Here is a 22,127-nt window from a genome sequence, read left to right on the forward strand (position 1 = left end):
TTTTTGTGAAAGGGGAGGTATATATTATAGCTAATCAAGAGAATCTTGTGTATCTCAGCAGCACGTTCAGCAAATTGCTTAAGCGCAAGTTTGGGAAGGGACCAGAATCCTGTAATGTAATCTTAAAAGGCAATAGATGTTTTGTTTATATGAGAAATTTTATTACACCTGCAGAGGAAGTATTAATAAATCAAGGTCAGTTAGACCTTGCACACAACTTCCGTTCGGCTGTGATAAATTCAGTTACTCAAGAGTTTATTCCAGAAGTATCAATTACCTTAGGAATATCCTTTGATCATGTCTTCCATGATTGGAACTATGATAAAAATACAGGAATCCTGCTTTTAGATTATGTTCAATCTAATTATGAGGAGAAGATAGATAACAGTTTTCAAAATAGCCTATTCCACTTAATTGATGATGTAGGATCCAATTACCATAAGAAGCCTGCCAGCTTGAAAGTTGTAAAGTTCACACAAAATATTTGTGCAATAGAATCGAAAGAAGTCCTTTTGCCGCTTGAAAAATTCGTTTACGAAAGAGGAAATATAGATTTACTGCTTCACCAGGCACGGAACATAAAAGATGGCTATTGGATAAACCAAGAAAAATTCGAAAGGATATTTAACCGCTTAATCGAGGATATGTTTATTATGTGGGACTATAAGAATAATAGAAATTATCTTGTTTTTATATTTAACAAATTATATACAATGAAATAATCTAGAAAAACATGTTGTAAGGAAGGAAACCCTAAAATACAATATGTTTTTTTATTTGTATTTAAATAGGTTTTAATTTTAATAAAGGGGGCTTTCGTACATACTAAATGGATATACAGGCAACTTTTTAGTAAGGAGTTATAATTAATGGATCAAAAAAAGGAAGATTATATCAGCAGTTATATTAGTAAATTGTTGCGAAAAAAATTTGGCAGGGGCCCGCAAAGCTGTCAAACGACCGTTTCCAAAAAACATCTCGTCACGTATATACGAGGGTTTTTATCTCCGATGGAGGATATATTGCTAGAAAAGGGTCAGAACAAGTACGTAGATTATGCAAGAAATGTTATTATTACTCACCTTCTGGATGAAATCAAAGGGGTCATACAAGTATCCCTTGATGTTGAAGTAGTAGAATATTATCATGATTGGAATTTTCCAAATAACTCAGGTGTACTCATGTTTGTTTTAGATACAGAAACGGAGCAGGTATATAAAACAGATGTCGATATCCAAAGGGTGGAATCGGAAGTCGGGCGAATCAGCTTTATGGTTCAGAAAGTTCCAGACAAAATTAATACATATCCCATTTCTCCATCTATTTACTTAATCGAAAGAAGGGGCATCCTTATTCAAATCGAAAAGGCACTTATTGAGAAAGGATTTGAAAATGAACTGAAATATACAAAAGATGAACTCGAAAAGACATATTTTCATCGCAATGGCCGATTTGAGGACATTTTTAATAAGTCTGTTAGGGACATCTTTATTGATTGGAAATTAAAAGAGGATAAATCGATGATGGCAATTATTCTCCGTTCATAAGGGAATAGCCAGTAAACATAACAAAAGAGAGCTTTCATCGAAGGAAGACTCTCTTTTTACCGATCCATTAGATTTTTCTTTCTCTCATTTTTTTCTGTAATGTATGCAGCAACTGCATTAACTGCTCATATTCTTCAATCTCTATTTGACAGGATTGGATTACATCTCCGACCTTACTGGTGATCGAATGTTTTTCTTCTACAGCCTTCTCTTGCAGATAGATATAAACTTTCCTTTCATCCTCTTTAGAGCGTTGTTTTCTTAACCAATGATTTGCTTCCATCCGTGAAACCATGGGTGTCAATGTCCCCGTGCCCAATTTTAACTTTTCCCCTAATTCTTTTAATGTGACTCCATCCTGTTCCCATAAAGCCAGTAAGACCAAGTATTGAGGATAGGTTAAACCGAAAGGCTGGAGTACGCTCGAATATAATTTGTTAAATTCACCAGCTGTTTCATATACAGCAAAGCAAAGTTGATTTTTTAATGTTATAAAGTCTTTCAAGCAATCACCTGTTAGGATAATAGTTTTTCTAGATCATTCTTCATTTTTGCAGGTTCTGTTGTTGGGGCATACCGTTCAATGACCTGGCCATTTTGATCCACAAGAAATTTTGTGAAATTCCATTTTATGTTTTTAGAAAGTAATCCTTTCTTCTCTTCCTTTAGGTAAGTGAATAAAGGGTCAGCCTTATCACCGTTCACATTAATTTTTGCGAAGATAGGAAAAGTTACCCCGTAATTTAACTGGCAAAACTGCGTAGTTTCGTCAATATTATCGAATTCTTGATTATTGAATTGATCACAAGGGAATCCTAAAATTTCTAAACCACGATCCTTGTAAGTGTCATATAATTCCTGCAGTCCTTGAAATTGAGGGGTTAACCCGCATTTGCTGGCAGTATTGACAATAATTAGAGGCCTGCCTTCGTATTCTTTGAGAGACTTTTCCTCGCCATTGGCCATTTTTACTGTAAAATCATAGACTGATTTCATTTATATTCCCTCCTAATAAAAATCGTGTACGATTTAATCTTACGCGATTTTTATTAGAAAAACAAGAAATAAAAAAACAGTATCCCATCATAATGAGATACTGCACTAATTTACTATAATTATCGTATACCTTTCATTAAGCCCTGAATTTTCGGAGCTAAAGCAAAAAGGGTAAAACTTAGTACGATGGCTGCTCCACCGATAATACCAAAATAAGCCATCTCGTTTTCTGGTGTATAAAACTTAACGACTTGCGCATTAAGGGCTTGCGCGGCAGCACTTGCTAAGAACCATAAACTCATTGTTTGTGCTGAGAATGCTGCAGGAGCTAATTTTGTGGTTGCGGATAAACCTACAGGTGACATACATAATTCACCAAATACAACAATTAAATAACTTAGAACCAGCCACATTGGGCTAACCAATGAATCCGTACCGCCAAGATATGCTGGGATAAGAATGACAAGGAACGATAACCCAGCAAATAATAAGGATAATGAGAACTTTTGTGGTATTGTTGGCTGACGTTGTCCTAATTTAACCCATAATCCCGCAAATATTGGAGCAAAGATAATAATAAATAATGGGTTTAATGATTGGAACCATGCTGGAGAAATATTAATTCCCATCCAATCTAATTGAGTCCGTTTGTCTGCATAACTTGCAAGGATGGTTGAGCCTTGCTCTTGAATGGACCAGAACATTACAGCTGCAATAAATAACGGAATATATGCAATAATACGTGAACGTTCTACAGTTGTAGTTTTAGGGCTGCGATACATAACAACAAAATAGATCGTCGGAATAATAATTCCTAAAAATGTAACAATATTGATAAAGCTGGCAAATGTAAGAACTCCCATTGGGATTAATACAGCACATAAAACAGCAAGTACAACTACACCTAATCCAATGAATGTAAAAGTCTTTTTCTTTTCAGCTTTTGAAAGAGGGTTTGGAACTGTAGTACCTGCTAGACCAAGATTTTTCTTTTTAGTCAATACAAACATAACAAGTCCAAGGAACATACCAATAGCGGCAATACCAAAGCCTAAGTGGAAGCTATATTTCATCACACTTCCGACAATTAATGGAGCTAAGAATGCCCCTGCGTTAATTCCCATATAGAAGATGGTGAAACCTGCGTCACGTCGGTCGTCTGTTTCACTGTACATTTCACCAACAACAGTTGAAACATTCGGTTTTAACATACCTGTACCGATAACAATCAATACCATGGATACAAAGAACATGGCTACACTTCCAGGTACTGCAAGGACAATATGACCGAGCATAATCAGTACTCCACCGTAGAATACCGCTTTAGATGTACCGAATATCCGGTCAGCTAACCATCCTCCGATGATACCAGACATATAAACGAGTGAACCGTAAATGGACATAATGGAAAGAGCTAGGTTCTCATCAAGTCCTAATCCACCTTTAGAGACCTCATAGTACATATAGTAGACTAGGATAGCTCTCATTCCGTAATAAGAGAAACGCTCCCAGAATTCTGTAAAGAAAAGAGTGAATAAGCCTTTTGGATGTCCAAAGAAACCTTTCTGAGGGACACTATCCACAATTTTCTGCCTATTATAATTCGACATAATTCTACCTCCCTTTATATTATATTATAATACTTTCGACTGTTTTCAATTGTCAAAAACTATTTTTGGCAAAAAGAGTCATAGTAATTAGAAATATTGTTATAACAGGAAAAAAGCAAATGTACTGCGGAAAAGAAAGTTTTTTTAAAATAATATCTCTATTTTGACAAAATAAATTATTGCAAATACTGTTTAGAAAAAAGTGGATAATTTTATTAAAACGCTTCCACTTGTTTTTTATAGAATTAATGGTATGATTGTATTAATAGTAAATAATGATCACATGTTACTGATACGATCAGGCATGGTGGTAAAATAAAAGGCGATTTTCTACCCTTTTATTGTGCCCCCATGCCTTTTTTTATTGATATTTTTAAAAGCGAAGGGGTAAATAATATGGCATTTAAATTCTTTAAAAAGGAAAACTTACAAATAACTGCACCTGTTAATGGTGAGATTCTTCCGTTATCAGAGGTTCCGGATCCAGTATTCAGTCAAAAGATGATGGGAGAAGGGATTGCAATACTACCAAGTGAGGGAAATGTTTATTCTCCAGTAGATGGAACTGTCATTCTAATCGCTTCAACCAAACATGCTGTTGGGATCCGTGCCAAAGATGGAACAGAAATCCTCATTCATGTAGGGCTGGAAACAGTTGCTTTAAATGGTAAGGGATTTAGAGCAGCGGTCAATGACGGGGATAAGATTTCAGCTGGCCAGATAATAATGGAGGTTGATTGGGAATATATTAGTAATAATGCAAAAAGCACGATAACACCGATTGTTATTACAAATAGTAAAGATAGAAACAAGCAGTTTACTCTCACAGAGGAGAAAATTGCTGTCCAAGGAAAAACAGTAATTATCTCTGGTTCCTGATGTAATCTTCTATTAAAGGGGGTGGTTGGTCTAAAAAATGTGTAAGATTCGTACTAGGTAATCTCATTCTGTAATCTGATATTAAGATTGATAATTGTAAAATCCATGCTGTAAAGCAATTATTATTAACTTTCTCTTAAGCAGGAGGATACCATTTCAATCTGATAAAACGTGTTTGAGTCAAACTGGACAAGAATGCAATTGTTCTATAAAAAAATAGGGGGAATCAAAAATGATGAAATATCTTCAAAGACTAGGACGTTCCTTAATGCTGCCAGTAGCCGTTTTACCTGCTGCTGCGATATTAATGGGTATCGGGTACTGGATTGACCCTTCAGGCTGGGGTGCTGGAAGTCCGGTAGCAGCTTTCCTAATTAAAGCAGGTGGATCAATTATTGATAATATGGCTATCCTTTTTGCGGTTGGGGTAGCGCTGGGGATGTCTAAGGATAAAGATGGTTCTGCAGCATTGAGCGGATTGGTCGCATATTTGGTTATTACAACTGTGTTATCAACAAACTCCGTGGCTTTGCTTCAAGGAGTGGATCCAGAAGCTGTTAACCCGGCATTCGCAAAAATTGGAACACAATTTACAGGGATTCTATCTGGTATTATCGCGGCCATTATGTATAATCGTTTCAGTCATGTGAAGCTGCCAGATGCGTTATCCTTCTTTAGTGGAAAACGACTTGTTCCTATAATGACTTCCGTAGCAATGTTAGCTGTATCATTAGTCATGTTCTTTGTTTGGCCAGTGGTTTTCTCGGGACTTGTTTCTTTTGGTAAAGGGATTAGTGATTTAGGTGCAATCGGTGCCGGTATATATGGTTTCTTTAACCGTTTATTAATTCCAATCGGTTTACACCATGCCTTAAACTCCGTGTTCTGGTTTGATGTGGCAGGTATTAATGATATTGGTAATTTCTGGTCAAGTAAAGGTGAACAGGGTATTACCGGTAGATATCAGGCTGGTTTCTTCCCAGTCATGATGTTTGGTCTGCCAGCTGCTGCATTAGCCATGTATCACACTGCAAAATCTTCGAAGAAAAAAACAGTGGCTGCGTTAATGTTGGCAGCGGGTGTAGCTTCTTTCTTCACAGGGGTTACAGAACCACTTGAATTTGCTTTTATGTTTGCTGCTCCTGCACTGTATGTAACACATGCCATTTTAACAGGTATTTCATTAGCTGTTGCAGCTGCGTTCCAATGGACTGCGGGCTTTGGATTTAGTGCTGGATTGGTTGACTTTGTGCTCAGCTTAAAAATTCCAATTGCAAACCAGCCATATATGTTACTTGTTCAAGGTCTAGTGTTTGCAGTCATTTACTATTTCTTATTCCGTTTTATCATTACAAAATTTAACTTAACAACACCTGGTCGTGAAGAAGACGTTGAAGAAAACACAGAGGAAGTCCAGGCAGGAGGTAATAAGTTTGCTGCTATGGCTGCTAAGATTTATGAAGGTTTAGGCGGGGACGCAAACGTTACTTCTGTAGATAATTGTGTAACACGCCTGCGATTAGAAGTTAAGGATATGGAAGCCGTAGACCAGAAGAAGATTAAGTCTACAGGTGTACCTGGAATCAATATAGTAGGTAAAAACAGCATTCAAGTTATTGTTGGAACAAACGTACAATTCGTAGCAGATGAGATTGCAAAAATCCGTAAAGGTAAATAGGATTAATAAGAAACCGCTTGGACCATATGGGTCAAGCGGTTTTTTTGTCTTGCTTCTGCTCCTAGGGGTATGGTTTTGTAGAAGCTGTATGGTTTTTTGTAGAAACTGTACGGTTTTTTTTGGACTTATCTGTTTCTAATTCTTTCTATATGAATGGTGATATATCCAAGTTCTTGTTCAGGCAGATGGATACCATGGTTTTCCGCAAGATGTTTGGCAACTTTTTGTGAAACATTGTAGGATAGTGCAAATTTTTTCTTTAACATCTCCAGCATTTCCTCATCCATTATTGGCTGAGATTCATCATTAATCCTGGATAGGGTAAATCTTAGATGGGTCATTAATCGCTGGTATGAAAGGTCATCTTCTTCTATAGATAGTTGAAGTGATTCTTTAATTGTTTGAATCATTTCACCAATGATAGCGGTTTGCCTCAAAGTTTGTTTCATATCGACACTTTGGGGCTTGGAAGTATGAATATGAAGGGCGATATATGCTGCTTCATCGATTGGCATTTTTACCTGTGTCTTATTTTCAATATGTCTGATTGCCCACATTCCAATATCAAACTCTTTTTTATAAAGAATCTTAATTTCATGAAAAAGCTTATTCTTTAGATGAATTCCATCTGTTGCTCTTTCAATGGCAAATGACAAGTGGTCTGTGAGGCCAATATGAATATGTTCGTTTAATTTTAATCCCAGGCAGTCTTCTGCGTAAGAAATAATCTCCTCTGATATAGAAAAATGTTCCTCGGGTATTTGCTGCAAAAGCTGTTGGAATTTCTCATTTTCCTTCATAACAAATAGCTTTTCAATCTTACTTGGATTAATGATGTCATTCTTCCTTTTTTCAAAGGCAATTCCCGTACCAATGGCTATCTTTTCTTCATTGTTGTCTAAAACGACAACAGCATTGTTATTAAGGATTTTTTTGATTTTCATGAAACACAGCTCCTTGTACGCGCTTACTTCCATCTTACAGGGTAAAACACAATGGGTCTACCATAAAAAAGTCAATACTAATGAAAAAGCCTGATGCAGAATCTTTCACATCAGGCTTTTCCATGACTTCTATATAACGGTTTTCGCTTTGAGTGAACGTTTTTGCCATGTGAATGTAATGAACAGTGTTATTACGAGTAATACAAATCCAAGTATGAATGGATAGGTAATTTCGACGTCATATAGTAATCCTGCAAGTGTTGGTCCAAGTACGTTGCCTATACTCATATACGCATTATTCATACCCATTGCAAAGCCTTGTTCGTTTCCTGCAAGTTTAGAAATCAACGTATTCAACACTGGGCGTAATATAGAGGTCGATAGGAAAATAAAAAGTGAAATAATAAAGAACAGAGAGTAGCTGGAAGCGAACAGTGAAAATAAAAATCCAGCTGCAGCAACAGTAATAAATACATTCAATACCGATCTTTCACCGTAACGATTTACAATTCGATCAACCACAAAGAGCTGTACAATTACACTAACAATACCAGTTGCCGTAACCATTACTGCGATATCCTTCGCGGATGATTGAAATTGATTATCGAGGTATAAGCCAATAACCGATTCGTAGGCAATTAATCCGAAACTCATGACAAGTGTAATAATGAGTGGTATGAAATAAGGCATTTTCACTGAACGAGCGATTTTACGAACCATGGACTCATCAGGAGGCATTTCTGCGGATTCTCCGATAGGAGTGGTTTTACTCTCTTTTAAAAGAAGAATGGAAAATAAAACAGAGACTAAAGAAACAAGTGCTGATATTAAAATAGGGAATTTTAACCCGAAACCTGCTAAGAATCCACCTATTCCAGGGCCTACAACGATACCAAGAGACATAGCGGCGGAAACTAAGCTATTCCCTTTTGCTCGCTGCTCCATCGTGGTAATGTCTGCAATATAAGCAAAAATGGCTGGAACAAGCATTGCACAGCCGATTCCGCCTACTGCACGTGAGGCATAAAGTACCCAAATGGAGTTGGAGGCGTAAAAAATAAACATCGATAAGGTTAAACCTGATAGTCCGTATATAATCATCTTTCTGCGGCCATATTGATCTGTCCATTTGCCTGCAATCGGAGAAAAGATAAACTGGGCTCCGGCAAAGATGGCGATGAACAGGCCAGCAGCTGTTCCGCCTTGATTAATGGATTCAAGATAGGCTGGTAAAATGGGAATGATGATACCAAAACTCCCAATTGCGATAAACATGTTAATCATCAACATGGTGATTTTCTTCCGTTGATCTCCTGTCATCAAGAAGCCCCCTTTATACAAAGAATTATGCCTATATTTATAGTGTAAACTTTTTTCACTGTTTACTATCTTATAGAGGCATACATGCTTTTGTCAAAGAGAAAGTTTATTTAGAAAAAAGGAAAGGAGCCATAAAAGCCATTTTCAAGCGTTCTATTTTTTGATAATTCTGTACAAACTATTACTAAAATTTGGTATCATTTAACATGAGGACAATGTACTGAGCCTAGGAGGGAATAATATGACAGGAACAATCGCAGTTATTATGGTATTCTCAATTCCGATCATTGCTATTCTAACGACCCATTTTCAAAAGCAGAATAAAATTAAATATAAAATGATTCAAGGGGAACTTGAACTGGAGAAACTAAAACATGAAAATTATTTGATTGAAACGGAAAGAATGAGACTAGAGCTAGAGCGTATGAAACTTGATGATCCTCAAGATAAAATTAAATTAGGTTAAGTAAGCAATAAAAATAGGTTCTATCCAATAGATAGGACCTATTTTTATTTAGCGGGCTTGTAATCAGGGTTCTCCCTAGCTTTAAATTCATTGTTTAAACTTATATTCCCTAAAAGAGTTAGAAAATAACCATGATTGGTTTTATGAATTGGAAGGCTTATAATGGTATCAATATTATTTTGTTGTGGGAGATGGAAGCCGTTGTCAAACAGTTCATTGAGAGAAAAAAATATCGTATTTATCGGTTTTATGGGTGCAGGGAAAACAACTATTGGGAAGCTGGTAGCGAAAAAACTGTACCGAGATTTCATTGATATTGATGAAGAAATTGAAAAAGTATATAACATGCCGATACCGAAAATATTTGCCGAAATTGGTGAGAAAGCCTTTAGAGAAAAGGAAAAAGAATTAATTCAGAATTTATGTGAGTATAAGCTAAAAATTGTCTCTGTTGGAGGAGGGGCTTTCCTTCAGGAGGAAATCCGAAATGTTTGCCTTTCTTCTAGTATAGTATTTTATTTAGATATCACTTGGGACGCATGGAAAAATCGTTTAAGTTCAATTATTGACAGCCGTCCTGTCCTGCAAGGTAAGACAATGGAAGAAATCGAGGAGTTATTTTACAAAAGAAAAGAAATTTATAAAAATAACTATCACTCAACGATTGAAATAAGCAATCAAAATATGGATGAATTAGCTGAGAACATTGTGAAAACTCTGAAATTATCCTGGGAGTTGCACGAAACCAAGTAAAAGGTTCGAGTGGAGGGGAGAAAATGAAAAAAAGTGTTACAGTTAGAGGATTAACATTAGGAGAAGGCGCGCCTAAAATATGTGTTCCAATGGTCGGGGAAACGACCGCGGAATTACTAGAAGAAGCATCATTTCTTAAAACAGTTGACTTAGATGTTGTGGAGTGGCGTGTTGATTTTTTTGAAGATGTAGAGGATCCAGAGAAAGTAAAAGAGGCATTAAATGCCATACGATCGGTCCTACCTAATATTCCGCTGATTTTTACATTCCGAAGTGCAAAGGAAGGCGGAGAGAAGGAAGTCAGCGCAGCATACTATTTTGAATTAAATAAGGCGATGGCAGAAAGTGGTCAGGTAGACATCATTGATGTTGAACTATTTAATAATGAAGATGAGATCATAAAGCTAGTTTCTGCAGCTCATAGCTGCAATGTATATGTCATCATCTCAAATCATGACTTTGACAAGACGCCGGCAAAGGACGAAATTGTCTCCCGTTTACGTAAAGCTCAGGAGTTAGGTGGAGATTTACCGAAAATTGCTGTTATGCCGAGGAGCACGGCAGATGTGTTGACCTTATTGGATGCAACCAATACTATGCATGAGCAATATGCAGATCGACCGATTATTACGATGTCAATGGCAGGTAAAGGAGTCATCAGCCGTTTAGCAGGTGAAATATTTGGGTCTACATTAACATTTGGCGCTGCCAAAAAGGCTTCCGCTCCTGGTCAGGTGCCTGTCACCGAATTACGAAACATACTATCAGTAATTAATAGAAACTTATAATTACATTTGATAAATACCAAGTTCATAAAGGTATTGCCTTTTCTTTACAGACAGTAATGAGACATTCCTCATTGCTGTCTGTTTTTTTGCATAAATGAATAAAATTTCTAATGCTTGGGTTGTTTCATTAAAGACAGTTGTTCATAGATTCCAGTGGATTTATTGAGGAAAAGGGTACAAACCCAATGCCCCTTACAGTGAGGATACATATAAATAAAGTACACTCTGACAATAGAGATAGATGGAAGGGGGGGACATGAGCGGACTTGGGCCTATAAGGAGGTAGGTTCACCTCATGATACATCATGAAAAACTAACTAGATTGGAAGGGGAAAAAATGATTCTACCTATGGTTTGGATGACCATTTTCGCTTTTGTAGCAACACTCATTTTTATTCTGTGGCGGCCTGGAGGAATTAACGAAGCCATTCCTGCCACAATAGGTGCGATTTTAGTATTAATCAGTGGAAGTGTTTCCTTAACAGACCTTGGCATTATTACGGAAACTATCTCGGGTGCAGCCATCACCATTATGGCAACGATCGTAATGGCTATTGTTTTAGAAAGTTTTGGATTTTTCAATTGGGTAGCAGAGAAGCTCGCTGCTAAAGCAAAGGGGTCAGGTATACGTTTATTCTGGTATGTTAACCTCTTATGCTTTCTTATGACGCTTTTCTTCAATAATGATGGAAGTATTTTAATCACAACTCCAATTCTTGTCATGTTACTAAACAATATGGGGTTAAAAAATCATCAAAAGATACCCTATTTATTATCTGGAGGATTAATTGCTACAGCCTCGAGTGCTCCCATTGGTGTAAGCAATATCGTCAACCTCATTGCCTTAAAAATAGTAGATATGGATTTGTATTTGCATACGGCGATGATGTTTGTTCCTGCAACGCTCGGTCTTTTGTTACTTGTTTGGCTTCTGTTTCTTCGCTTTAAAAAGGTTCTACCACAAACTGTTCCTGTTAAAGTAACCGGCTTAACGAGAAGCTCATATCATCCACTTAAACCTGGTCCAACATATGCCTCTGAAAAAGATCGTTCCCGGTTTATGCGAAATGTCCTCCTATTCGTATTTGCAGTACGTCTCAGTCTATTCGCAGCATCATACTTTGCCATACCTGTATCGGTAATGGCCGTTATAGGGTCACTTGTCCTTTTAGGATGGAGATGGGCTTATTTAAAAGTATCACCAGTCGATATGCTGAAAAAAACCCCATGGTATATTCTTGTTTTCGCCTTTAGTATGTATGTCATTATTTACGGCTTGCATAATATTGGGTTGACCGATTTGCTTATTGAATATATGCGTCCAATGGTATCAGGAAGCCTGCTCCATGCGAGTGTAATGATGGGAACGTTATTAACGGTTCTCTCTAACATCTTTAATAATCATCCGGCACTCATGGTCGGAACGCTTACGTTAATGAATATGGACCTTAGCCCGCTAGCCTTAAAAGTCTCCTATTTAGCCAATGTGATAGGAAGTGACATGGGCTCATTATTACTCCCAATGGGTACACTTGCAACGTTGATGTGGATGCACATCGTTAGAAAAGGAAAAGTCATGATTACATGGTGGGAATATGTAAAAATCACATTTGTAGTCATTCCCCCAGCGACATTGTTCACATTAATTGTCTTATATTATTGGGTTTCATGGTTATTTGGCGGGGTACTTCAGTAATGAGAAGATATCAACAAAGGAGAATTTTAAATGACGGTATTTAAAGATTTAATCGGAAAAAATATTGAGATAGAGATCTCTGGGAAGAATTTTTACTCTGGTATATTAGTAGATTCTGGGTTAGATATTCTTGTTTTATATATAGGGAGGAGTCAAAGGTTCTATTATATTCCGAACGTTCATATTCAGCGGGTGAAAGAACCAAAACCGGATCCATATTCAGAAGTGTATGAACTTCCTGAAGAAAAGCCGATTGAATCGGTTTCTTCCGCTATATCATTTCGTGGAATATTGACAAATGCCAAGGGAAGATTTGTTGAGGTTTATGTTACAGGTAATAAATCTATTCATGGCTATTTGACGAGTATCATGAATAATCACTTTGTGTTTTATTCACCCATTTACAAAACCGTGTTCATCTCGATGGGTCATGTTAAATGGCTAATTCCTTATCCGGAGCATATTGCGCCCTATTCTATCAATCATCAGACACTCCCTGCCTCTCCTGCCTCCATTCCTTTAGCGAGAAGCTTTGAAGATCAATGCAAAAAATTAGAAAATCAGCTTGTGGTTATTGATGGTGGTGATAGCAGTGAAAAAATTGGCTTACTTCAGAAAGTCTCGAATAACCAATTAACACTGATTACAGCAGAAAGGGACATTGTGTATCGCAATTTAGAGCATGTTAAAACGATACACTTTGCATGAAGGAATTTATATGTAAAGGGGCTGTATCTGATGAAAAAGAACAACAAAAAATAACCCAACCTGTTTGGCTGACAAGGATGGGTTATTCTTCGCTTGAGTGTGATAAAGTTGAACCGTGGTATAAGGTGGTCCACGGTTTTTTTTTGTTATACTTATTTTAGTAATAAATTATGATTTAATCGTTTATTTGGTTCAAGTTCAAAGATAAAAATGTTGTTAGGGGGATTGCAATGAAAAATCAGAGTTCAGGTGGGGTATCATTTGAATGACCGCAGATAAAACTCTGTAATCGCAGATAAATTGAAACTAACGCGGTAATTTATCTATACTGCCTTAATTACGGGAGGGGAAAGCTTGCCGCATAAACTATGGATAGCAGTAAATGGTATTTTAATTATATTTTCGTTTATTTATATCTGGTTTTTCCGTCCACCAGACAGCAGTTTAGTCATCTTGGCACGTTTTTTGGCGCAAATAGCCATGTACCTCTTTTTGATTAATATCAATATGTATTTTATATTCCTGGTTATTCGCAAAACTTCAGTAAGGCAGGTCAAGATACGTCTTGCTAAGTTTTCAAGAGTTATGATGAAGTGGCATATTCCAATTGCAGCAATAGCTACAACGATTATTATTGGTCATGCGGTTATTAACTTAATTGAAATTGCTCCGATCATTGGTTTTAATAACCTGAAACTCATTAGCGGGTATCTTGCTATGTCTTTTCTATTCCTTACATTGGCTGCGGGGTATTTGCGTCATAAAAAGTCTTCCGGTTTTAGACGAAAGTTCCATCTGATAACCGCAATGGCTTTTTTACTTGTTTTCTTCCTACATATGTTCATACCAATTTAATTCAAAATAAAAAGGACCTGCCTTTCTAGTATTAAAGAAAATAGGTCCCGACTCGTCGTATATTTACCCTTTTGCTTCCATGTATAAAGCCTGAATGAATTTCTTTATATTAATACGGCTGTGATAATGTTCGTCGTGTTTTTTACCTTCTAGTTCTAGCATTTTCATTCGGATTTGGCTGTAATCAAAGAAACGCGACGAATAGTTTTCAAATTTTAAGTTAGTATAATCTGTCAGCCCAAGAGAGGCAATATGTTCTATTGCCTGATGAATCGCTCGGCGGATACGCTGCTCAGCTGCTTTTATTTCCTTTTTAACTACGTCCGGAGGAGCAGAGTCTCCATACCTTTTTTTGACTACATATTCATATAATTCCTTTAATGGCGGGATTTCTCGGACTCCATCTTTCTCAAACTGATCCATAATCGCCAAAATGTCCAGTAAGTCCTTATTTCCGCTCTCGCCAATAATTCCAAGCTCTAGCAGGATGTTTTTTCCAGAACTAACAATCCTATTTTGGTGCATGGGAAAAAGGTTTTTAGATTCCTGTGGTTGTATATGATTTTTTAACACGCTTAATGACTTCTGAATGTCATTAAGCGATTTCTCCATTCTAAGGTGATCGGAAACTTTTTTTAGGATAGATACCACTTCAAGGCGATTTATTGGTTTGGTTATGTAGTGGTCAACCCCGAGTGCATAGGCTTCACCAATCATATCCTTTGTTTCGACCTGAGAAATCATTATAATCTTCCCTTGGAAGAAGGGGGAGATTTCCCTAACAGTTTCAATTCCATCCCGATTTGGCATGAGCAGGTCTATGAGTAGAATATCAACGCCCTGATTGGCTAGAATATCCGAGTAAACCTCTGATCCATCTCCTGCTTCTCCAATTATGGTCCCTAGGCCTTCTTCTTCTATAATGTTAGAAAGCATTACTCTAATCGTAGCGGAATCATCGACAATAAAGAATTTCAAAGTCCTCATCCTCTCTCTGTTAAGCACGTTTCTGGCAGTTTTATCCCAAAAGTGGTTTCTCCGGTTGTGTCTACCAGCACCATTTTACCACCAATTGTTTCAATCACATTTTTTATATGTGATAGACCGATACCATTGGAGGGGTTACCACTATCATCAAATTTTGTGGTAAAACCAGGTTCAAAAATAAATGGTTTATTTTTATCCGAGATTCCTGAACCGTTATCACTAACAATAATTTCAACGGTATCCCCATTTTTTGTGACAGTAAGTTTAATCACTCCCTCTTTAACGATAGCTTCAACTGAATTGGCAACAAGGTTATTGACCAGCGAAAAAAGGATAAAAGTGTTGTAAAGTTGGTGATTACCAGAAATATGTACATGATAGTTAATGGACTTTTCTAACAGTTCACTATAGCTTTTATTGGCTGAAATAATAATAGAAACAATATCTGCTATTTTCATAAATTCATTAAAATTCTCTTTTACCATTAACTTAGAAAGGCCGGCATAAATGCGCTGATGATCTTTTTTTATTTCGTGCATTTGCCCGGCAATTTTGAGGGCCGCTTTTGCCTCTTTATTATTATGGGCAGCCTTTAATTCCCGATAAAGTCCATAACAAGTACTAGTTAATTCTTCAGCGTTTTTTGCTGATTTTTTTAGCTGAACCATTTCTACATATAAATTTGAAACCAATAAAAGTATTTCTTCATTTCTTTGTCGCTGCTGCCCTTCAGCAAGCATTGTTTCTCTTAGGATAAGAATATTGAAAAAGCCGAGGACGAAGAAACTTCGGATAATCGCTATTCCGCCAATCAGTAAAAAAGTCGAAAGAGAAATAGGCATATGAGAAGTAAAGGTTCGAATCGTAATTTCGACCATACTTGCAATTACTTCCACTACTACACCCATTACACCAATAAAGAAGGGACTTTCATAAAATGTATGGAAGTTGAAAAAATAGAATAGTGCTGCATATACAGAGTAATAAAAGAAAACAGGGATATTGAGAAAAAAGCCATCTACTAGCTGAACGGTATCAGTCTGAATGCAATACAGGAACATACGAAAAAGGACAACTGCGGAACCTGCAGCTATTCCCGCTGGTATAGGATGAATTTTTCGTAACCATAATAAGATAAAGAAAAAAACTGGCGTACCTAAACTAACTCTAATATCACCATCAATAGGATAAAACTTTAATTCTCCTGCAATCGGTACAGCGATAATGATAAATAAATAAGCCAATAGTTGATTACGCAAGGGATCACTTCCAATAAGTCTATTCGGTCACATATATCAAAAGTGTTTCTTAGAGAATTCTTTAGTAAAAAGTGTCAAATTTATTAAGTTTAATTGCGCTAGTGTAGGTTTTTGTAGTTTTTAGTAGGGCTGACGTTATGCTCAATTTGTGCAGAAAGAAGCTATGAGGATATTTTTCTTCCTGCTGCTTGCTTGACAATTATACTCTAATTTTAGACCACGCAAATGAGGCTGATTTCACAAAAAACGAACTATTTGTGAAAAGTTTCACAATTTTTCTTAGGTGAAAGCAGGTGAAGGATTTCATAGTTAATATTTTTACCATTTTTGAAAAAATACATTTTACCCTATGGAGGTAATCACGATGTTTTGGATTCAATTTGCAATAGTACTAGCTTGTATCTTCATTGGAGCACGATTAGGCGGGGTTGGACTCGGAGTTATGGGAGGAGTAGGTTTAGCCATTCTCGTTTTTGTGTTTGGTTTGCAGCCTACATCCGCTCCTATCGATGTTATGTTAATGATCTTAGCCGTTGTAACTGCAGCAGGTGCCCTGCAGGCATCTGGCGGAATGGAGTATCTAGTCTTTCTTGCCGAAAAGGCTTTAAGAAAAAATCCTAAATGGATCACATTTATTGCCCCAATGGTAACATATGTCTTCACATTTTGTGCTGGAACTGGGCATGTTGCATATTCCGTTTTGCCCGTTATTGCTGAGGTTTCACGTGAGTCAGGTATCAGACCTGAACGGCCAATGTCGATTGCGGTTATTGCATCGCAGCAGGCAATTACAGCAAGCCCCATTTCAGCAGCAACAGTTGCCCTTCTTGCCTTGTTGGCAGACTTTAAGATCGATCTACTTGATATTTTAATGATTTGTATTCCGTCTACATTTATTGCCTGTATGCTGGGAGCATTTGTATCAAGCAAAATGGGCAAGGAACTTAATCATGACCCTGAATACTTGAAGCGTCTGGAAGCAGGATTAGCACCAATAAGAAAAGATAAAAAGGAATACAAAGCGAATTCAGGTTCAAAGCTTTCAGTCATGTTCTTTCTTTTAGCAGCTATTCTTGTAGTTTTATTGGGATCGTTTGAGGAATTACGTCCTGCCTGGACAATTGATGGGGTACTTACTAGGATGACTATGCCAGCAGCCATTGAAATTGTAATGCTCACAATTGCAGCATTGATTATCATTTTCTGCAAGCCAAATGTTGAAGAAATCGTGTCAGGCAGTGTATTTAAAGCAGGTGCCGCAGCGGTTGTTGCTATTTTTGGTATAGCTTGGATGGGGGATACCTTCTTCCAAGGAAACATGGCACAAATTTCAGGGTCAATATCTGATTTAGTTACCGCAGCTCCTTGGTTGTTTGCTGTTGCCTTGTTCGCACTTTCTATCTTGCTTTATAGTCAGGCTGCAACAGTGCGTACGTTAATGCCTCTTGGTATTACACTTGGCATTAACCCAGCATTACTAATCGCCATGTTTCCAGCAGTTAACGGATACTTCTTTATCCCGAACTATCCTACTGTTGTAGCAGCAATAAACTTTGATCGTACTGGTACAACGAGAATTGGTAAATATATTTTAAACCATAGCTTTATGCTGCCAGGATTAACTGCCACTATTGGAGCCGTCGCAATTGGGATCCTGCTTAGCACGATTATTCTTTAACTGATATAAAAAATTGAATTTGGAGATGACAAGAATGAGTTATTCAGATAATTTCCGTATTGAAAAAGACTTCCTTGGTGAGAAAAAGGTTCCAATTGATGCATATTATGGTGTTCAGACGATGAGAGCAGTTGAAAACTTTCCAATCACTGGATATCAAATTGATGAGGCTTTGATCCGGGCTATGGCAATGGTAAAGAAAGCCTCAGCATATGCAAATGCGGAAATAGGACAATTGGACAGGAATGTCGCGAATGCCATTATGGCTGCAGCTGGTGAAGTAATCGATGGAAAACTGCATGACCAATTTATTGTTGATCCGATTCAGGGTGGAGCAGGTACCTCAATCAACATGAACACAAATGAAGTGCTGGCGAATCGTGCTCTAGAGTTACTAGGGGAAGTAAAAGGAAATTATAAAATGATTAGTCCTAATTCCCATGTAAATATGGCGCAATCCACCAATGATGCCTTTCCAACTGCTATTCACTTGTCAACTTTAATGACATTAGAAACATTAATGAAAGTCATGGAAGAGCTTCACTACGAATTTATGAAAAAAGCAAATGAATTTGATGGCATTATCAAAATGGGCAGAACACACTTGCAGGATGCGGTTCCAATTCTTTTGAGCCAAGAATTCGAGGCTTACGCTAGGGTGTTAAGAAGAGATATAAAACGGATTAAAGCAACACGTACTAATTTATATGAAGTAAATATGGGCGCAACAGCTGTTGGAACCGGTTTAAATGCCGAACCAGAGTATATTGAAAAAGCAGTGAAGTTCTTAGCAGAATTGACTGGTTTTCCAATAAAGGGATCAGAAGACCTTGTGGACGGTACTCAGAATACAGATGCGTACATCGAAGTTTCAGCTGCACTTAAAATTTGTATGTTAAATATGTCTAAGATAGCGAACGATTTGCGGATGATGACTTCTGGTCCTCGCTGTGGATTAGGTGAAATTAATCTGCCCGCCCGCCAGCCTGGCTCGTCTATAATGCCAGGAAAGGTAAATCCTGTAATGGCCGAAGTATTAAATCAAAGTGCTTTTCAAGTAGTTGGAAATGATTTGACCATTAGTATGGCATCAGAGGCAGGACAATTTGAGTTAAATGTAATGGAACCTGTCATTGTTTTTAACCTCTTGCAATCTATTAAGATTATGAAAAATGTATTTACGGTATTCCGCGAACATTGTATAAGCGGTATTACTGCTAATAAAGATAGACTGGAAGCTTACGTGAATAATAGTGTTGGAGTCATTACGGCTATTAATCCACATGTTGGCTATGAAACAGCTGCTAGTATTGCAAAAGAAGCAATTGATTCTAACCGGCCAGTCAGAGAAATTGTTTTAGAAAGAGAAGTTTTAACAGCAAGCGAATTGGATATGATTTTACACCCATTTGAGATGACCAATCCAGGCATAGCTGGTAAGGAATTACTTAATAAAAAAACCAAGGAATTAGTTTTAGTATAGTCATATTTCGCTGAGTGCCTAGCTTCTGTGCTGGGCGCTCTAATTAAAAAATGCAACACTGGGAGGTTTACAAAAATATGGAGCGTGGAAAACATCAGCATTTTTACCGAAAGCTGCATTCACTTTCAGGAATTATTCCTGTCGGGGTGTTTATGACCGTTCATTTATTCGTCAACTATACGGCAACATGGGGAATCGATTCTTATAACAAAGCAGCAGGCTTTATGGTGAACTTGCCTTTTAAATATTTTCTTGAGCTATTTATCATCTTTATTCCTCTTTTATTCCATGGGGTTTATGGAATTTTTATCGCCCGTCAATCCAAAAACAATGTTAACAGGTATGGTAATTTACGAAATTGGAAGTTTTTCTTACAAAGAATAACAGGTCTGATTGCTTTTGTTTTTATCATTTGGCATGTTTGGGAAACAAAAGTGCAAGTCGAGTTTAGCGGGGTAGAAGCAGATTATCATTTAATGGCCGGAATTGTTGATAATGGTATCTCCCTATCACTTTATATCATAGGAATTCTATCCTGTATTTATCACTTCGTGAATGGTATTTGGACCTTCTTGATTACATGGGGAATCACGGTATCTCCGAAATCACAAAAAGTTACACAATACATTTCTTTTGGATTATTTATTGCATTATCGTTTATCGGGATCCGTGCAATCCTTGCATTTGCTTAAGTACTAGATAGGGAGGACAGACAAATGAGCAAAGGTAATATCGTAATTGTAGGAGGCGGCCTGGCCGGATTAATGGCAGCTATTAAAATAGCAGAAAATGGTACAAAGGTTGATTTATTCTCAGTTGTGCCGGTTAAACGGTCCCATTCTGTTTGTGCACAAGGAGGTATAAATGGAGCAGTTAATACAAAAGGGGAAAACGACTCTCCTTGGGAGCACTTTGATGATTCGGTTTATGGCGGTGATTTTCTGGCAAACCAGCCTCAGGTATTAGCTATGTGTGAAGCTGCACCGAAAATTATCCATATGTTTGACCGTATGGGGGTCATGTTTAATAGAACGCCTGAAGGTTTATTAGATTTCCGTCGTTTTGGGGGAACACAGTATCATCGAACGGCATTTGCCGGGGCAACAACCGGACAACAGCTTCTTTATGCACTAGATGAACAAGTCCGCAGCTTTGAAGTACAAGGGTTAGTGACAAAGTATGAAGGCTGGGAATTCGTTTCCTCCATTATAGATAATGAAGGGGTTTGCCGTGGTATAACTGCACAAAATTTACGGACGATGGAAATTAAGGCATTTTCAGCTGATGCCGTGATTATGGCAACCGGCGGGCTTGGAATCATATTTGGAAAGTCAACAAATTCAACGATTAATACGGGATATGCTGCGGCCAGACTCTACCAGCAAGGTGCTTTATATGCAAATGGAGAATTCATTCAAATTCATCCAACTGCGATTCCTGGTGATGATAAAAACCGGCTCATGAGTGAATCTGCACGTGGGGAAGGTGGACGAGTCTGGACCTATAAAGACGGGAAGCCTTGGTATTTTTTAGAAGAAAAATATCCTGCTTATGGAAACCTTGTTCCACGTGATATTGCAACCCGCGAGATTTTCGATGTATGCGTAAACCAAAAGCTTGGTATCGATGGGGAAAACAAGGTATATCTTGATCTATCTCATATTGACTCGAAACAATTAGATATAAAGCTCGGTGGAATAATGGAAATCTATGAAAAATTTATGGGTGATGACCCACGGAAGGTACCGATGAAAATTTTCCCTGGCGTCCATTACTCAATGGGAGGCCTATGGGTAGATATTGACCAGAAAACCAATATTCCTGGACTCTTTGCAGCAGGTGAATGTGATTACTCTCAGCATGGTGCAAACCGACTGGGGGCAAATTCATTATTATCTGCAGTATACGGCGGAATGGTTGCGGGGCCCAAAGCGCTAGAATATATAAATGGAATTCAAAAGACCACTGATCAGGTTTCTAGTTCTATCTTTGAAAAACAAGTTAAAGAAGACATGGGAAAATACGAATCTATTTTATCGATGAATGGAACGGAAAACGCCTATCTGCTTCATAAGGAGTTAGGCGAGTTAATGACAGCAAACGTTACCGTGGTACGGGAAAATAAGAAATTAAAATATACCTATGAAAAACTGCAGGAATTCACGGCGCGTTATAAAAATATTAACATCGAAGACACTGCAAAATGGAGCAACACCAGTACATCGTTTGTTCGTCAGCTAGAAGGAATGATTAATTTAGCACATGTCATCACAAAAGGAGCATATAACCGGAATGAAAGCCGTGGTGCACACTACAAACCGGAATTTGCTAATCGTAATGATGAGGAATGGTTAAAAACCACAATGGCTAAATATAATCCAGCATCGAATTTGCCAGAGCTCTATTATGAAGAAGTAGACACTTCCTTAATCGAGCCGCGTAAGCGTGATTACACCAAAGCGAAAAAGGGGGCAAAATAA

Annotated in this window: 21 protein-coding genes; 14 read left to right on the forward strand and 7 right to left on the reverse strand. The window is 37.5% G+C overall.

The features are described from left to right. The first annotated feature begins 47 nt into the window (after positions 1 to 47). Together QNH29_RS02510 and QNH29_RS02515 are read left to right on the forward strand one after the other, a co-directional pair. Positions 48 to 722: a Na-translocating system protein MpsC family protein gene (locus tag QNH29_RS02510; protein ID WP_283863290.1), complete on the forward strand. Its 675-nt coding sequence runs from the start codon at positions 48 to 50 to the stop codon at positions 720 to 722. A 147-nt stretch (positions 723 to 869) separates the two neighbouring features. Next, positions 870 to 1,547, forward strand: coding sequence for a Na-translocating system protein MpsC family protein (locus tag QNH29_RS02515; RefSeq protein ID WP_283863291.1), 678 nt, complete (start codon positions 870 to 872; stop codon positions 1,545 to 1,547). Between the two features lie 67 nt (positions 1,548 to 1,614). Here QNH29_RS02515 and QNH29_RS02520 read toward each other — a convergent pair whose 3' ends face one another. The 3 genes from QNH29_RS02520 to QNH29_RS02530 form a co-directional block, all read right to left on the reverse strand. After that, the gene (locus QNH29_RS02520) at positions 1,615 to 2,052 is read right to left on the reverse strand and encodes a MarR family winged helix-turn-helix transcriptional regulator (RefSeq protein WP_283863292.1); all 438 of its coding nucleotides are present in this window, start codon (positions 2,050 to 2,052) and stop codon (positions 1,615 to 1,617) included. 11 nt (positions 2,053 to 2,063) lie between these two features. Continuing rightward, positions 2,064 to 2,543, reverse strand: a complete 480-nt coding sequence (locus QNH29_RS02525; protein ID WP_283863293.1) for a glutathione peroxidase — start codon at positions 2,541 to 2,543, stop codon at positions 2,064 to 2,066. Between the two features lie 119 nt (positions 2,544 to 2,662). Continuing rightward, entirely contained in the window at positions 2,663 to 4,153 is a 1,491-nt protein-coding gene (locus QNH29_RS02530) for a peptide MFS transporter (RefSeq protein WP_283863294.1), read from the reverse strand. 396 nt (positions 4,154 to 4,549) lie between these two features. On the opposite strand from QNH29_RS02530, the gene QNH29_RS02535 reads away from it, so the two are divergent. Together QNH29_RS02535 and nagE are read left to right on the forward strand one after the other, a co-directional pair. Then, positions 4,550 to 5,032 carry a PTS sugar transporter subunit IIA gene (locus QNH29_RS02535; protein ID WP_283863295.1) on the forward strand — a complete coding sequence of 161 codons (483 nt, stop codon included), beginning with the start codon at positions 4,550 to 4,552 and terminating at the stop codon, positions 5,030 to 5,032. Between the two features lie 232 nt (positions 5,033 to 5,264). After that, positions 5,265 to 6,710, forward strand: a complete 1,446-nt coding sequence (nagE, locus tag QNH29_RS02540) for an N-acetylglucosamine-specific PTS transporter subunit IIBC (RefSeq protein ID WP_283863296.1) — start codon at positions 5,265 to 5,267, stop codon at positions 6,708 to 6,710. Between the two features lie 125 nt (positions 6,711 to 6,835). Here the strand turns inward: nagE and QNH29_RS02545 are convergent, their stop codons facing one another. Together QNH29_RS02545 and QNH29_RS02550 are read right to left on the reverse strand one after the other, a co-directional pair. Then, entirely contained in the window at positions 6,836 to 7,654 is an 819-nt protein-coding gene (locus QNH29_RS02545) for a PRD domain-containing protein (protein WP_283863297.1), read from the reverse strand. A gap of 129 nt (positions 7,655 to 7,783) precedes the next feature. Further along, entirely contained in the window at positions 7,784 to 8,974 is a 1,191-nt protein-coding gene (locus QNH29_RS02550) for an MFS transporter (RefSeq protein WP_283863298.1), read from the reverse strand. A gap of 241 nt (positions 8,975 to 9,215) precedes the next feature. On the opposite strand from QNH29_RS02550, the gene QNH29_RS02555 reads away from it, so the two are divergent. From QNH29_RS02555 to QNH29_RS02580, 6 genes are all read left to right on the forward strand, one after another. Beyond that, positions 9,216 to 9,440, forward strand: a complete 225-nt coding sequence (locus tag QNH29_RS02555; protein WP_283863299.1) for a hypothetical protein — start codon at positions 9,216 to 9,218, stop codon at positions 9,438 to 9,440. Between the two features lie 249 nt (positions 9,441 to 9,689). Next, entirely contained in the window at positions 9,690 to 10,193 is a 504-nt protein-coding gene (locus QNH29_RS02560; protein ID WP_481858812.1) for a shikimate kinase, read from the forward strand. Positions 10,194 to 10,216: 23 nt separating this feature from the next. Beyond that, entirely contained in the window at positions 10,217 to 10,981 is a 765-nt protein-coding gene (gene aroD / locus QNH29_RS02565) for a type I 3-dehydroquinate dehydratase (protein WP_283863301.1), read from the forward strand. Positions 10,982 to 11,318: 337 nt separating this feature from the next. Then, complete coding sequence (locus QNH29_RS02570; protein WP_283865517.1) at positions 11,319 to 12,677, forward strand: arsenic transporter; 1,359 nt, start codon at positions 11,319 to 11,321, stop codon at positions 12,675 to 12,677. Positions 12,678 to 12,707: 30 nt separating this feature from the next. Further along, entirely contained in the window at positions 12,708 to 13,385 is a 678-nt protein-coding gene (locus QNH29_RS02575; protein WP_283863302.1) for a DUF2642 domain-containing protein, read from the forward strand. Between the two features lie 354 nt (positions 13,386 to 13,739). Beyond that, entirely contained in the window at positions 13,740 to 14,240 is a 501-nt protein-coding gene (locus QNH29_RS02580) for a hypothetical protein (protein ID WP_283863303.1), read from the forward strand. A gap of 63 nt (positions 14,241 to 14,303) precedes the next feature. On the opposite strand, the gene QNH29_RS02585 is transcribed toward QNH29_RS02580, so the two are convergent. Both QNH29_RS02585 and QNH29_RS02590 read right to left on the reverse strand, forming a co-directional pair. Continuing rightward, positions 14,304 to 15,218: a response regulator gene (locus QNH29_RS02585; RefSeq protein WP_283865518.1), complete on the reverse strand. Its 915-nt coding sequence runs from the start codon at positions 15,216 to 15,218 to the stop codon at positions 14,304 to 14,306. Positions 15,219 to 15,223: 5 nt separating this feature from the next. Beyond that, the gene (locus tag QNH29_RS02590; RefSeq protein ID WP_283863304.1) at positions 15,224 to 16,471 is read right to left on the reverse strand and encodes an ATP-binding protein; all 1,248 of its coding nucleotides are present in this window, start codon (positions 16,469 to 16,471) and stop codon (positions 15,224 to 15,226) included. Positions 16,472 to 16,850: 379 nt separating this feature from the next. Between QNH29_RS02590 and QNH29_RS02595 the strand changes: the two genes are divergently transcribed. The 4 genes from QNH29_RS02595 to sdhA all read left to right on the forward strand — a co-directional run bounded on the left by QNH29_RS02595 (position 16,851) and on the right by sdhA (position 22,127). Next, the gene (locus QNH29_RS02595) at positions 16,851 to 18,164 is read left to right on the forward strand and encodes an anaerobic C4-dicarboxylate transporter family protein (RefSeq protein ID WP_283863305.1); all 1,314 of its coding nucleotides are present in this window, start codon (positions 16,851 to 16,853) and stop codon (positions 18,162 to 18,164) included. Positions 18,165 to 18,198: 34 nt separating this feature from the next. Next, entirely contained in the window at positions 18,199 to 19,647 is a 1,449-nt protein-coding gene (gene aspA, locus QNH29_RS02600) for an aspartate ammonia-lyase (RefSeq protein ID WP_481858770.1), read from the forward strand. A 77-nt stretch (positions 19,648 to 19,724) separates the two neighbouring features. Continuing rightward, positions 19,725 to 20,339, forward strand: coding sequence for a succinate dehydrogenase cytochrome b558 subunit (locus QNH29_RS02605; protein ID WP_283863307.1), 615 nt, complete (start codon positions 19,725 to 19,727; stop codon positions 20,337 to 20,339). 24 nt (positions 20,340 to 20,363) lie between these two features. Then, positions 20,364 to 22,127: a succinate dehydrogenase flavoprotein subunit gene (gene sdhA, locus QNH29_RS02610; protein ID WP_283863308.1), complete on the forward strand. Its 1,764-nt coding sequence runs from the start codon at positions 20,364 to 20,366 to the stop codon at positions 22,125 to 22,127.

Origin of the sequence: Neobacillus sp. DY30 (genome assembly GCF_030123065.1) — a bacterium.
Taxonomy (GTDB): Bacteria; Bacillota; Bacilli; order Bacillales; family Cytobacillaceae; genus Neobacillus.

What these genes read in the sequence shown, in the direction of transcription:
- QNH29_RS02515 (WP_283863291.1), top strand. Translation starts at nt 870, where the DNA reads ATGGATCAAAAAAAGGAAGATTATATCAGCAGTTATATTAGTAAATTG.
- QNH29_RS02525 (WP_283863293.1), bottom strand. Translation starts at nt 2,543, where the DNA reads ATGAAATCAGTCTATGATTTTACAGTAAAAATGGCCAATGGCGAGGAA.
- QNH29_RS02530 (WP_283863294.1), bottom strand. Translation starts at nt 4,153, where the DNA reads ATGTCGAATTATAATAGGCAGAAAATTGTGGATAGTGTCCCTCAGAAA.
- QNH29_RS02535 (WP_283863295.1), top strand. Translation starts at nt 4,550, where the DNA reads ATGGCATTTAAATTCTTTAAAAAGGAAAACTTACAAATAACTGCACCT.
- nagE (WP_283863296.1), top strand. Translation starts at nt 5,265, where the DNA reads ATGATGAAATATCTTCAAAGACTAGGACGTTCCTTAATGCTGCCAGTA.
- QNH29_RS02545 (WP_283863297.1), bottom strand. Translation starts at nt 7,654, where the DNA reads ATGAAAATCAAAAAAATCCTTAATAACAATGCTGTTGTCGTTTTAGAC.
- QNH29_RS02550 (WP_283863298.1), bottom strand. Translation starts at nt 8,974, where the DNA reads ATGACAGGAGATCAACGGAAGAAAATCACCATGTTGATGATTAACATG.
- QNH29_RS02555 (WP_283863299.1), top strand. Translation starts at nt 9,216, where the DNA reads ATGACAGGAACAATCGCAGTTATTATGGTATTCTCAATTCCGATCATT.
- QNH29_RS02560 (WP_481858812.1), top strand. Translation starts at nt 9,690, where the DNA reads ATGGGTGCAGGGAAAACAACTATTGGGAAGCTGGTAGCGAAAAAACTG.
- aroD (WP_283863301.1), top strand. Translation starts at nt 10,217, where the DNA reads ATGAAAAAAAGTGTTACAGTTAGAGGATTAACATTAGGAGAAGGCGCG.
- QNH29_RS02570 (WP_283865517.1), top strand. Translation starts at nt 11,319, where the DNA reads ATGATTCTACCTATGGTTTGGATGACCATTTTCGCTTTTGTAGCAACA.
- QNH29_RS02575 (WP_283863302.1), top strand. Translation starts at nt 12,708, where the DNA reads ATGACGGTATTTAAAGATTTAATCGGAAAAAATATTGAGATAGAGATC.
- QNH29_RS02595 (WP_283863305.1), top strand. Translation starts at nt 16,851, where the DNA reads ATGTTTTGGATTCAATTTGCAATAGTACTAGCTTGTATCTTCATTGGA.
- aspA (WP_481858770.1), top strand. Translation starts at nt 18,199, where the DNA reads ATGAGTTATTCAGATAATTTCCGTATTGAAAAAGACTTCCTTGGTGAG.
- QNH29_RS02605 (WP_283863307.1), top strand. Translation starts at nt 19,725, where the DNA reads ATGGAGCGTGGAAAACATCAGCATTTTTACCGAAAGCTGCATTCACTT.
- sdhA (WP_283863308.1), top strand. Translation starts at nt 20,364, where the DNA reads ATGAGCAAAGGTAATATCGTAATTGTAGGAGGCGGCCTGGCCGGATTA.